10 protein-coding genes and 3 tRNA genes are annotated in these 13,522 nt (G+C 36.1%); 5 read left to right on the plus strand and 8 right to left on the minus strand.

Annotated features, from left to right (window positions below; genetic code table 11):
* Positions 1-73 precede the first annotated feature (73 nt).
* The 6 genes from aspS to coaBC all read right to left on the minus strand — a co-directional run bounded on the left by aspS (position 74) and on the right by coaBC (position 7,449).
* Positions 74-1,879 carry an aspartate--tRNA ligase gene (gene aspS, locus AC3B5D_RS05085; RefSeq protein ID WP_489841082.1) on the minus strand — a complete coding sequence of 602 codons (1,806 nt, stop codon included), beginning with the start codon at positions 1,877-1,879 and terminating at the stop codon, positions 74-76.
* Positions 1,880-1,885: 6 nt separating this feature from the next.
* Complete coding sequence (gene hisS, locus AC3B5D_RS05090; RefSeq protein ID WP_489841081.1) at positions 1,886-3,193, minus strand: histidine--tRNA ligase; 1,308 nt, start codon at positions 3,191-3,193, stop codon at positions 1,886-1,888.
* 292 nt (positions 3,194-3,485) lie between these two features.
* Positions 3,486-4,370, minus strand: coding sequence for an N-acetylmuramoyl-L-alanine amidase family protein (locus AC3B5D_RS05095; protein ID WP_489841080.1), 885 nt, complete (start codon positions 4,368-4,370; stop codon positions 3,486-3,488).
* Between the two features lie 126 nt (positions 4,371-4,496).
* The gene (locus AC3B5D_RS05100) at positions 4,497-4,937 is read right to left on the minus strand and encodes a nucleoside 2-deoxyribosyltransferase (RefSeq protein ID WP_489841079.1); all 441 of its coding nucleotides are present in this window, start codon (positions 4,935-4,937) and stop codon (positions 4,497-4,499) included.
* Positions 4,938-5,071: 134 nt separating this feature from the next.
* On the minus strand, positions 5,072-6,238 hold the full coding sequence (locus AC3B5D_RS05105) for a hydroxymethylglutaryl-CoA synthase (RefSeq protein ID WP_489841078.1): 1,167 nt from the start codon (positions 6,236-6,238) through the stop codon (positions 5,072-5,074).
* Positions 6,239-6,246: 8 nt separating this feature from the next.
* Positions 6,247-7,449 (minus strand): bifunctional phosphopantothenoylcysteine decarboxylase/phosphopantothenate--cysteine ligase CoaBC, encoded by a 1,203-nt coding sequence (coaBC, locus tag AC3B5D_RS05110; RefSeq protein ID WP_489841077.1) that lies wholly within the window; start codon positions 7,447-7,449, stop codon positions 6,247-6,249.
* Positions 7,450-7,666: 217 nt separating this feature from the next.
* On the opposite strand from coaBC, the gene AC3B5D_RS05115 reads away from it, so the two are divergent.
* From AC3B5D_RS05115 to AC3B5D_RS05135, 5 genes are all read left to right on the plus strand, one after another.
* Positions 7,667-7,738, plus strand: a tRNA-Glu gene (locus AC3B5D_RS05115).
* A gap of 27 nt (positions 7,739-7,765) precedes the next feature.
* Positions 7,766-7,837: transfer RNA gene (locus AC3B5D_RS05120), tRNA-Glu, on the plus strand.
* Between the two features lie 81 nt (positions 7,838-7,918).
* Positions 7,919-8,007: transfer RNA gene (locus tag AC3B5D_RS05125), tRNA-Ser, on the plus strand.
* 805 nt (positions 8,008-8,812) lie between these two features.
* The gene (locus AC3B5D_RS05130) at positions 8,813-9,232 is read left to right on the plus strand and encodes a MarR family winged helix-turn-helix transcriptional regulator (protein WP_489841076.1); all 420 of its coding nucleotides are present in this window, start codon (positions 8,813-8,815) and stop codon (positions 9,230-9,232) included.
* A 159-nt stretch (positions 9,233-9,391) separates the two neighbouring features.
* On the plus strand, positions 9,392-10,768 hold the full coding sequence (locus AC3B5D_RS05135; RefSeq protein ID WP_489841075.1) for an MFS transporter: 1,377 nt from the start codon (positions 9,392-9,394) through the stop codon (positions 10,766-10,768).
* Between the two features lie 908 nt (positions 10,769-11,676).
* Here the strand turns inward: AC3B5D_RS05135 and AC3B5D_RS05140 are convergent.
* On the minus strand, positions 11,677-12,012 hold the full coding sequence (locus tag AC3B5D_RS05140; RefSeq protein WP_489841074.1) for a DsrE family protein: 336 nt from the start codon (positions 12,010-12,012) through the stop codon (positions 11,677-11,679).
* 142 nt (positions 12,013-12,154) lie between these two features.
* A complete protein-coding gene (locus AC3B5D_RS05145) occupies positions 12,155-13,495 on the minus strand; it encodes an aspartate aminotransferase family protein (RefSeq protein ID WP_489841073.1) in 1,341 nt (446 codons plus the stop codon).
* Between the last annotated feature and the right edge of the window lie 27 nt (positions 13,496-13,522).

Raw genomic sequence — 13,522 nt, forward strand, 5'->3', positions numbered from 1 at the left:
CTGAGCAACCAAATTAATTTTAGCGATAGCGAATATACTAATTATCTTTCACGCTTAAATATGGAAAAATCGTTTATTCTTCAGCCATATTTGGTGCAGTAACATCAGCATATACCGGTGCCGTTAATTTTAAGTCGGCAACAATTTGTGCCTTTGCAACTGGTGTAGGTGCCTCAGTCATTGGTTCAGTTGCCTTTGAATTTTTTGGGAATGCAATGACTTCACGAATATTATCTTGACCCGCAAGCAACATTGCAAGACGGTCAAGACCTAGGGCAATACCACCCATTGGTGGGAAACCATATTCCATGCCCTCCAATAAGAAGCCGAATGCTTCATGAGCAGCTTCTTTTGTAAATCCTAAAGCAGCCAACATCTTCTCTTGAACAGACATTTGATGTATACGAATTGATCCTGATCCTAATTCATAACCATTCAATACCAAATCATATGATTGCGCATGTGCTTTATGTGCGCCCTCTGTCGTATCCAACAAAGGTAAATCTTCCTCGTTTGGCATCGTAAATGGATGGTGGGCTGCAATCCAACGTTTCTCTTCAGGTTGATAATCAAATAATGGCCAATTAACTACCCAGGCAAATGCCCACTTATTTTGGTCAATTAAGTCTAATTCTTCTGCAGTACGACGACGCAATGCATCCAAAGTCGCAGCAACAACATTACTATTATCAGCAGCAAATAGTAATAAATCACCTGATTTCGCATTCGTGGTCGTTAATAAGGCTTGTTCTTTGGCCTTCAAGAATTTTGCAATTGGTCCCGTAATCCCATCATCTGTTACTTTTAGCCAAGCTAAGCCCTTTGCCCCAAAGCGTGTCACATATTGTGCCATTTTATCAATATCTTTACGAGAATAATGATCTGCACCACCCGGTACAACAATTGTTTTTACTTCACCACCATTTTTAATGGCGTTAGCAAAGACACCAAATTCAGAATCAGCCATTAGTTCAGATAAATCTTGTAGTTCTAGATCAAAACGTAAGTCTGGCTTATCTGTTCCAAAGCGACGCATTGATTCAGCATAATCCAATACTGGGATGGTTGTTTTATCAAGATCATAGTTAACCGTTTTCTTCATAATTGCAGCAACCCAATCCGAAACAAGATCCATAATTTCGTCTTGATTCATAAATGACATTTCGACATCCAATTGTGTGAATTCTGGTTGACGATCACCACGTAAATCTTCATCACGGAAAGCACGCGCTACTTGATAATAGCGATCAAATCCCGCACCCATCAATAATTGTTTAAATAATTGTGGTGACTGTGGCAGAGCATAAAACGAGCCTGGATATACACGTGAAGGTACCAAGTAATCACGCGCACCTTCAGGTGTTGACTTAGCCAAGTACGGTGTTTCAATATCAATAAATCCATGATTATCTAAAAATTCATGCGTTGCAGCAGTTATTTTTGATCGTATCCGTAAATTGCGTTGCATTTCTGGACGCCGTAAATCTAAATAACGATACTTTAATCGTAATTCATCAGAAACATTAATGTTGTCCTCAATATAGAATGGTGTTGTCTTTGACTCTGAGAGAATTTTTGCGTCTGTTACGTGCACTTCAATCTTGCCTGACTGTAAATGTTCATTTATGGCACCTTCACCACGCAATTGCACATTTCCAACGACTTCAATGACATACTCTGTACGCATCTCTTCGGCCACCTTTAAAGCAGCTTCACCAAACTCTTTTGAAAAAGTTAATTGAACAATGCCTTCACGATCACGTAAATCAACAAAAATTAACCCACCTAAATCACGACGCTTTTGTACCCAACCTTGTAGAGTCACTGTTTGATCTAAATATTTTTCATCAATTAAACCTGCATAGTTTGTTCGTTTCATGGTCTACTATTCTCCCTCATTTTCAGTTGTTTCAACATATTCTGGTAAGTTTGTGTATAATTCAGCCAGTTTAACTGTCATTTCTTTACCGGTTTGCATATTCTTTAAATGAGCACTTTGTTCAGCTAGTTCACGTTCACCAATCGTAATCATAAAGCGAGCATTTAAACGATTAGCCGTTTTGAATTGGGCTTTTAACTTACGATCTTCATAATCTCGGTCAGCACTATACCCAAATGAACGAATTGCCTGAACCATCTGCATTGCAGCAACATCGGTTTGTTCACCTTGATTAGCAACATAAATATCTAAGTGATGACCATTTGGTAAAGGCGCATTTTCTGATTCTAGTAATAGCATCAAGCGTTCTAACCCAATTCCAAAGCCCACACCTGCCATTTCTGGGCCACCAAATTGTGATACGAGGCCATTATAACGACCACCACCTGTAATCGTCGACCAACCATGACCTAGTGCTTTTGCTTGTGTCATGACTTCAAAAATTGTGTGGTTGTAGTAATCAAGACCTCGCACGACTGTGGCATCCACTTCATAATCAATCCCTAATGCATCTAAATACTGTTTGACTTTATCCCAATGTGCCTGAGCCTCATCAGTCAAATAATCTAAAATCGATGGTGCATCAGCCACTAATTCTTGATCTTTAGCATCTTTTGAGTCCAAAACTCGCAATGGATTCTTTTCCAAACGTTCCTGTGAATCACGCGATAATTCATCAAAATGAGGTTTCAAAAAATCAATCAAGGCTTGTCGGTAATTATCACGTGATACTTGATCACCAAGTGTGTTTACCTTCACTTTCAAATTTGCAATACCCAACGTTTGAAAGAAATCAATAGCCATTGCAATAACTTCAGCATCTAAAGCCGGTGATTCAGAACCAAGCGCTTCGACCCCAATTTGATGAAATTGACGCATACGCCCAGCTTGTGGTCGTTCGTAGCGAAACATTGGCCCAATATAGAATAATTTATATGGTTTTGTATGCTCTGGTCCAAATAATTTATTCTCAACAAAAGCACGGACAACACCTGCCGTACCTTCTGGTCGCAGTGCAATATGACGATCACCTTTATCTTTAAAATCATACATTTCTTTCGTCACAACATCTGATGTGTCACCTGCAGAACGAGCAAATATATCAAAATTTTCAAAAATTGGTGTCCTTATTTCTGCATACTGATAGTCACTAAATAACAAACGTGCTGTTTCTTCAACATAATGCCACTTCAGCGAATCAGCTGGTAATAAATCTGCTGTGCCCTTTGGCTTTTGAAATACTTGCTTTGCCATAAATTATTTCTCCTATTCATTATTCACCTAAAATTAAAAACACCCTTAACGATAAGTATTATCGTCAAGGGTGCTTATCACAATAGCACGGTACCACCTTGTTTTTTGGCTAAAACCGTAACGTGGTTCAACGCACATTATGTGACCTTAAAAGTGTCCCCCTATTAATAACAACCCGGACTTCCACCTAACTCCGTTCGCTTTGCTTGTTCCTAATAAGTTCTCTTTCTCATTGGCTTTATTTATCATCATTTATTATCTTATAGTTCTAAAATGTCGTCAAGTCATCATTCTACTGTGCTGTTTGTACTTGTTGCGCCAGATAATTTTGAATGCCAATCGGCACCGCTCGCGCAATTTTTTCTTGATATTTTTTCGACTTAATATATTTAAAATCTTGTTTTGAATTCATATAACCACTTTCTAACAGAATAGCTGGAACAGTATTATCACGAATGACTAAGAAATTACCATACTCAACACCTTTATTCAACAAAGGTAAGTTCATTGCCTGATTAACACTTTTTGCCAATGCATATGAACCATTGTTCTTATGATAATAATATGTTGTATAACCTGTTGCCGTATTAGCCTCAGGTGACGAATCAAAATGGAATGAAATAAATAAATCTGCATGATTATTTTCTGCAACTTTAGGTATTTTTGACAAATACACAATTTTATCAGTATGCCGTGTCATAATAACTCGCGCACCCGATTTCCTTAATGTTTGTGCCACCCGTTTTGCCAACTGCAATGTATACGTTTTTTCATATTTATTATTATTTGATAATGAACCAACATCTGACCCACCATGTCCTGGATCTAAAACAATTGTTGTTTCAGACAAAGGTGTCACAGATTTTAATGGCGTTTGTCTTTGCAACAGCCATCCTGCTACCCAACCAGTAGATTCATCTTCACGACGAACCTGATACCAACCTTCTTTCTTATTCAGGATTTGCAGATGTTCCCCTTTTTTTAAAACTGAAACAGGTGTACTGGTCACTCCTTTTTGCTTACGTAATGTTAAATTTGGTATTTGAACGGTAATTTGTTGTTTTTGTAACAAAACTACCGTCAATGAAATTGCAGTCCCTAACATGACAACTACAATTGTTAACGGCATCCAGAATTTCATTAACCAATGTCGCAATAATTGTATTAACTCTTTCATGATCTATCCTCATATTCTGGTGATATACCATTTAGTTTACCCTTTTTTTGTATAATTGGCGATATATTATAACAAAAAACAGCGGTAACTCATAAAGTTCCACTGCTTATATTACTATATATTGTTCTAAAAGGTCTTACCTGTCCATTTATTGGCTGGTAATTTATCAAAATCATATGTTGCAATATCATTAACTGTCGTTATCACAGCATGTGCTGGCACCGACATCATTAAATTAATCGCACCATCTTTTTCTTTAATCAAAATAACTGGCTTATTAGCTGCTTCTGAATAACCGATTTCCCAAGCCGTACCTGGATCGACATGATCATGATCATAATCAATCACCGCAACTACAACATCCGCTGGATCTAAATGTTCTTTATCCCCCTGATAAATTGCTTCGGCCCATGCTGGTGAACCAAATTCAAATTCATCATGAACTTCTGTCCGTGGACTAAAAAATTCAGAGACCGTCTGATTTTCTGACAACGCTTTTTCTAAACGTTCAATACGGTCAATCTGTTCGTCATCAAAAAATGGTCCAGCTAAGTAAACCCGTTTCATAAAATATCCTCTTTCAATTGATCAAATTATTGCCATTTTATTTTATCGAATAATTCATGAACAATCAAATATATTTTAATGAATTTAAAAAGAAAATCAGAACAATTAGTCGACATTAGTCCACCTTTTTAGTGTTAACGACAAGAATATTGTCTTTGTTCATTTTTTAGACCATGCAAGACATACTTTGCTGGATCTTGATGGGCATCGATTTCACGATCATCTGCACCACGTAAATTATCAGTAAATGTCGTTTCATATTCAGCAATACTTACTTGTTGTCGATTAGCTAAAATCGTATTCACTTGACCAGTTACTAACCCATCTTTAAAATGTGGACGTAATGTTAGTGAATAAAACTCACCCTCAGCACCTGAGCCATAAGAAAACATTCCCACACGGTCACCAGCTTGCAAAGTCTTTGAATTATCTAATAATGAATACAGGCTCAAATATAATGACCCTGTATATAAGTTACCAATTCGTTTATTATAAACGCGACTGGCTTCAAACTCTTGCAACAATGCTTTTTGCTGCATTTCATCAGCTTCAGGTAAAATATCACGCAAAGCTTTCAAGCCCATTTTTGTAAACGGTAGGTGAAAGGCTAGTGCATTAAAATCTGCAATCTTTAAATCTGATTTTAATTGATATCGTTCCCAAACCGCTTTAAAGAAATCACGATAAACATCTGACGAATATTTGCCATCTACTCGTGCAGTATCCGCATAAATAGGTCGCCAAAAATCCATAATATCACGAGATAAGAACTGATTATCCTGGTTAACTTCAGCAATTGTGGGATTAGCTGCTACTAGCATTGCGACAGCACCACCACCTTGGGTTACTTCGCCACTTGTGTGCAAGCCATAGCGTGCAATATCTGATGCCACAACCAAAACTTTTTCTTCTGGATGTAATGTCACGTAATCGCGGGCTTGCATTAGGGCAAATGTTCCCGAATAACAAGCTTGTTTCAGTTCAATTGTACGAGCATAGGGATTAATTCCTAACAATCTTTGTAAATAAACTGCACCAGATTTTGAATTATCTATCCCAGACTCAGTTGCAAATAAAATCATCGTAATTGCTTTACGATCAGTCGCAGTCAACATTTCATCCGCCGCATTAGCTGCCATTGTAACAATATCTTGAGATGCCGGGATAACTGCTTGTTCCGTTTGCCCAATGCCAATTAAATATTTATCTGGTTCTTCACCACGTGCATTCGCTAATTCAACCATATCAATATACTGATGTGGTGAAAAGAAACTCATTTTATCAATTCCAATAATTGTCATTTTTATACCTACCCATTTATTGCAACACTAATTCTGTTTATAATCTCACGTGCCAGCATTAATTTACTTTGTAATGGTAACATTTCTGGTTCTTGATTTTTTCTTAATATCGTCACCTGATTAGTATCATAACCAAAACCAACCTGTTCTTTTGAAACATCATTAGCAATTAGCATATCTGCATTTTTCTTAACCAATTTTTGCTGTGCATATGTCAACAAATTTTGTGTTTCAGCTGCAAAGCCCACTAAATATTGATGCGTTTTAGCCGCACCTAATTCTGCCAAAATATCGGGGTTTTCAACTAACGTCAAAGTTAGTTGCCCTGAAGGTTGTTTCTTGATTTTATTTTCAGCGGTTTGATCCATACGATAATCTGAGACTGCAGCAGACATGATCACCACATCCATCTCTGGTAAAAGCTGTTTCATTTGATCAGACAATTCTTGTGCTGATTGAATATGAATTGTTTCAATACCAATTGGATCTACGAGTGCTGTCGTTGCAGATACTAGTGTGACAATCGCCCCCTGTTCAGCAGCTGCTTGTGCTAACGCATAACCCATTTTCCCAGAAGAACGATTAGAAATATATCGAACGGGGTCAATTGGCTCAATCGTCCCACCAGCTGATATCACAACCTGTTTACCTTGTAAGGAACCGTTTTGTTGATACAAAGCCAATTCACTAAGTGCTAATATATCTTGGGGTTCAGGTAATCGTCCTTTGCCTGAATATCCTTCTGCTAACATACCAGTAACAGGATCAATAACAATATCACCATCAGCTTTAATCTGTGCTAAATTTCTTTGAACGGTTGGTTGTAAATACATGTTTTCATTCATCGCCGGTGCGACAATCAATGGTGAATGTCGCGCAGCTAACACTGAACTTGCTGCATCATCAGCAATACCATTCGCAATTTTTGCAATGATATTCGCTGTTGCTGGCACAACAAAGAAATAGTCTGCCCAATCAGCTAATGCAATATGTATAATATCTGCTTCACTTTGATTAACGAATAAATCTGTTACAACAGTTTCATTCGTTAATACTGCCATTGTCTTTGGTGTAATAAACTCTGTCGCAGATCTCGTCATAACAACTTTTACATTAGCTTGTGCTTTAATTAGTAGGCGTGCAAACATTGCTGATTTATATGCAGCAATACCACCACTAATGACTAACACAATATTTTTTCTTGAAAACATGACATGTTCTCCTTATATTTTAAAGAATACAACACATTTAGTTTACCATGAATGGCAACACTTACTACGAAATCTCATTGCTAAACGTCATTTTAACGATATTACCAACGAATAGCAAACTTTCTCAACTTTTTTTAAATAAAGTGTTGCAAGGTTTCAATTCATCTGGTATATTATTACATGTTGTTGAAACAGACATCATCATATTAAGTTTCATGGCTCATTGGTCAAGCGGTTAAGACTCCGGTTTTTCACACCGGCATCCAGGGTTCGACTCCCTGATGAGCTATTGGTTTCGACCAACATTTCTGTTTTTGGCTCATTGGTCAAGCGGTTAAGACTTCGGTTTTTCACACCGACATCCAGGGTTCGACTCCCTGATGAGCTATATATCGCTAGGATACTTGTTATCCTAGTTTTTTTATGCTTGAAACACATAAAAAATATCGGTATAATAAGTACTCGTGGTGGAGCTATGGCAGAGTGGTAATGCAGCGGACTCGAAATCCGCCGAACCGGTGTCGAACCGGCGCACGGGTTCAAATCCCGTTGGCTCCTTATTAACGTGCCTAAAGCGTTGATGTAAAGGCATTTTCAGCGTCCTTACAACATTTCCTGACCACTTCATTTTTTGGCAAAATATGACTTTTTAACTTTCTGGTCATTTATTTGACTTTGTACCAATTGAGTACACCTGTGTTTGCTTATGGTTTTATCTTGGCAAGGCACACACTTTTTTACAATATAGTGTCCCTCTTCATTCGGACGCAACAAAAGGCCTTACCCAGTTATTTGAGTAAGGCCTTTTGTTTACTTATTTAACAACGCACCAGTATTGTACCAAATCATGCCATAATCGTAACCAATCATAAACTTGACTTGGTTACCAAACATTGTTGCATCACTCCAACATTCATCCTAATAACTTGTTGCGTCATTGTTAGCATATTGAGCACACCATAGAGCGTAATTTTTAGTAACAGATGACCAACTATAAGCACTTGTTATTAAATTACTCAGGCAAATCAGTGGTCGGATACCCGTTTGACTATAAACATAATCAAGCCATGTCTTAGCATACATAGCTAATACCTTATAAGATAACATCCCCCTTCCCAATCTAAGGCAAGTTCTAAAGTACTAATATTGTCTTTGATATTATCCAAAAAGTACTGTGCTTCAGTTTCAACACCAAAGCCACTCGCATAATTTAATCACCTAACAAAAGAGCAAACTGGTTAAAATTGTTTACTCTTTTTATCACGGCTATTTTAAAAATTTTATTGCAATCATCATTGTGTGTGAATCATAAACACATCGTGTTATGATAAATAAAAACTAATCGAAAAGGTACTATTTAAACATGGCATTACAAGAAACCGGTCGTAAAATAAGTCATCTATATCAGTTATTTATGCAAGAGTACGCTAATTTTGGAGAAACAATATCTGTCAATGTGACCGATTATAACATTTTTTTATCAATCCAAGAAAATCCAGGGTGTAGTCAGCAGTTTTTAGCTGATAAACGTCATGTACAGCGTAGCCTATTGACGCGTATTATTAAAAAGTACGTTGACTTAGGCTTAATCAAACGCAGAAGTAGTGACCGAAATAAAAGTGCTTATGAACTGTACTTGACCAAAAGTGGAGAAGAAACAACACAGCAAATTCGAAATAAAATTCTTGATCTTAATCGGAAGATAGCCAGTCTTTGCTCAGTAGAACAATACGAACAACTCAATGAAGCATTAGATACTATCATTAGCAATTGGTATAGATAATTTAAAATACATTAATCAAAAAAAGACATGACAATAACTTGTCATGTTTTCTTTTTTATATAGTGTTTACACTGTAAACACTATATGCTATGATTTTATTCATAAACAAAGTGGAACTGATGTATGATCAATATTTAAAAGAAAAAGGTGATAATTAAAATGAAGAACAATGAAAAAAGAATCGCCCTGTTAATGGGTTTAAGCTTATTTATGGAAATGTTAGATAGTACTATTGTTACTACAGCTTTACCACAAATAAAAAATAGTTTGCTTATTACTTCCGCCAATGCTTCGCTAATCATTAGTGTATATATGATATCCGTAGCTGTCTTCATACCATTGAGTGGCTGGCTTGCAAAAAAATATGGTAATAATAAAATATGGCTTTCAGCTATAATTTTATTTACTATAAGTTCAATTGGTAGTGGAATTGCATCAAATTTCATAACAATATTAATTATGAGATTACTACAAGGTTTCTCTGGTGCATTAATGGTTCCGATAGCACGATTAATCGTTTTGGAAAATACGCCATCTAAAAATCTACTTAAAATGATTAGTTATGTGATTTGGCCAGCATTAATAGCACCTGCTGTTGCGCCATTTATTGGTGGCGTACTGTCAACATATTGGTCATGGCGTTTGATTTTTATGATTAATGTACCAATCGGTATAGCTTTATTTATTATTGGTAACAAAGTTTTACAACACGATACCGAACGTACAGGCGGAAGCACACCCTTTGATTGGATTGGTTTTGTCTTAATTGGTTTAGCTAGTGCTTCACTCTTAATGGCTTTGGACATTATTTCCTCAAAAAAAGTGCTTAATATGTTATCAATAGTATTATTATTGATTTTTATAGCTGGAACTATTGGCACTGTTAAACATCTCATTAATGCAACTTCACCACTATTTAGCGTAAAAACACTTAGATTTACGTCATATAAGGTGAGTCAATTTGGAGGTAGTATCATGTGGCTAACTGTGGGTGCTATTCCGTACCTCAGCACCATATTTTTCCAAAATGCTTTCCACTGGTCTGCCATTAAAACAGGTTCCTTTGTTCTATTTATTTTCGTTGGAAATATTGCGATAAAACCATTTGCAAACAATATCATACAAAAAATGGGTTTTAAAAATACCATAATCGTTTCTTTGTTTCTAATATTTGTCACAACGTTTATGATTGGTACGTTAACAAACCAAATAAATCAATTTTATATAATAGCTATCCTAACATTTTCAGGCATTGGTAGATCTTTAGCTTTAACAGCATACAATGGTATGAGCTTGGTAGAAATTCCTTATAATGAACGAAATAGTGCTAATACATTGGCTTCGGTGAGTCAAAATTTATCACAAGGTATTGGCATTTCATTAGTAACAATTATTTTTTCTACTCTAAATCAATATCAGCCAGACCTTGAGGCTTACCGACTAACATACTTTTTATTGGGAGTAATTATTATTGTGCCGATAGCAGAGATTATAATTCAGTCCCAAAGTATCGGTAATGTTAAGCAAACAAATTAAAATTAGTAAATTATGAATACTGAATATAAAAAACAATGTTAACAAAAATAAATTCACAAAGCTATTTGATTAAAGATTCCAACAAATGATCAATCCAGTAAATCAAATGGACTACACACCATGTAAATATGTCGTTGTTCACCTCAAGTCATAACAGTTTATCTTGCCAGTGTTGTGAAGCTTTTTATCAAACATTACTTTTCTTATAAGACAATGCAACGCCCAAAAGAAAAGCGCCAACGTTCTAAACGCTGACACTTAGCATTCTAAAACTTAGGACACTTGTCGCCTGTAGGGTCTTACCCACTTTGCAGGCTTTTTGTGTGTTTTAATTATAGGTGATGACTTGCCATTTTGTAAAACTTTATATACAAGTGTACTTCAGTACGGTTGTTCAGTCTTTCGACAGTTATGACAAAAGACACCTGTAAAAATTATAAAAAATAGTTCCGTTAAAAAACAGAACTACATTATCTAATAATCATTCGCCAAAATTATGGCAGTTATCAACACTGACGTTAAATCCTGTCATTGACTTTTCTGACTATTAACAAATCTTCTCTAGTAAATGTATTTTTTATTTTTAGCTAATTGCTTTGGTACAGGTCCTAATAATACCATCCAATAATTCAACAAAAGCAAATATTCCTGCAATATATGCTGAAAATAAATACCATGTATTAATGACATATTTTCTTACTTTTCTTATTTATTAAATAAAAATAAACTCTAAAATTTATATAGTAAATTATTCTGAAAATAATATAAATATTTGTTCGTTATTCTTTGTGGAAAATTTATCTTGTTGCTTAACATTTCTCACATACTAACAACAAAACGGCGCCTTTTTTCTTCGTTCTGGTGCTTATACTTTACTTCATTGAATTTTGTTTCAGTTTTTTCTAATATTACGGTTTAATATAACCAAAACCAGCTTGTTGTTTTATTGCTAATTCAACTACACCTGAAGGTACTATTTTTAAATTACTTTGTAAATCATCCGCATATATCTTACGCTGATTCATTGAATTTTGACAAACACGAATATCGACATTAATTGTCAATAGTTTACTTAAATCTTGTTTTGCATCTACGACGGTATCAACAACAGCTTCACCATTAACCACCAATTCAATGAGCCCATTATCATGATTAGCATCTAACCATTCACGTAGATGATATAAATTAGAAATAACAACTGGCCACTTTTGCGATTCATCAATATGAAAAATTATATTTAACATCTTATATGCCTCCTCATTCAATGATACATGTATATGTCATACTTACCATAAAATTCATATTATCTACTATCCAAATTAATTATTTACAGTAAAACGCCAGCAGGATCAAAGTTTCTTGCTGGCGTTATTCTATCGAAATTTGTTACCACCCAATATGATGACGACCATCGGGCTTTTCTAATTTACCTGCTTGATAGTCTTGAAAGACACCATGCATAATGTCAAAGGCTCGCTGTAAGTCCTCTTCTTTAATCACTAGTGGTGGCTGGAAACGTAGTGTACTACCACGTAACGAAATCATTAACACCCCTTGTTTGAAGAGATTGTAAATAATTGTATTTGTTCCTTGTTCGTCCCCAAGGCCTGTTGCAGGATCGATAATATCAATACCCCCATTCAAGCCATATAGACGAACATCTCCAATAAAATCAAATTGTGCTTTTTCTTTTTCAAAAAAATCTTTAGCAACTTGACCAAGTTTAGCAGAACGTTCCACCAACCCTTCAGACTTAATAACATCAAGTGTTGCTAATGCTGAAGCAGCACTCACAACATTACCTGCGGTTGTGTAAACATTTGCTGGTGCATCAAGACTTTGCATAATTTCGCGTCGTCCCAAAACAGCACTTAATGGCAACCCCGAGGCCATTGACTTGCCCATTGCAATTAAATCTGGTTCAATACCAAAATGTTCAAATGACCAGAATTTACCAGTACGTCCATAGCCTTGGTTCACTTCATCGACAGCTAACAAAATACCATTATCGTGAGCAAATTTAGCTACTTTTCGCCAATAACCTGCTGGAGGAGCCATAATACCACCATCCCCCTGAATGGCCTCAATCATAATAACTGCTGTCTCTTCAGCTGGCAAATAATTCTCAAATGGCTCCTTAAACGCCGCAAACATACGATTTGAAAAATCCTCGTCATTTTCTCCTGGTAATCGCTTATCTGGAGAAGGGAAAGGTACCTTATAGAATCCCGGCAATAATGGTCCAATTTTCCGACTCATATTTAAACTCACTGCAGAGGCAGAAATTGAACCGTACGTTGAACCATGGTATGCACCAACAAAAGATACCACATTTGGTCGTCCAGTATAGCCACGAGAGAATTTAATCACGGCATCGTTCGCATCTGAACCTGAATTACCAAAAATAACCATCCAATCTTCAGGATCACCAGGTGCCAACTTAACCAATTCTCCTGCTAATTTTGCTTCTGTTGATGAAGCAAAATAAGCCGCCGTGTAATGCACTATTTTTTGAGCTTGATCTTGAATTGCTTTGACAATCTTTGGATGTGCATGTCCTGTATTTGTTGCACTTGCACTAGCTAGTAGATCAATATATTCATTACCTGCAACATCCTTCAAAATCGCACCTTTACCAGAGTCGATGACAACATCAAAATAATAGACACGACCCGCTCCAGCAAAATGTTGTTCCTCTTGATTTAAAACATCATTATTTTCAACCATACTTAGCCTTCACTCCCCCTTATGAAA

It is taken from the genome of Weissella sp. ESL1177 (assembly GCF_058107185.1).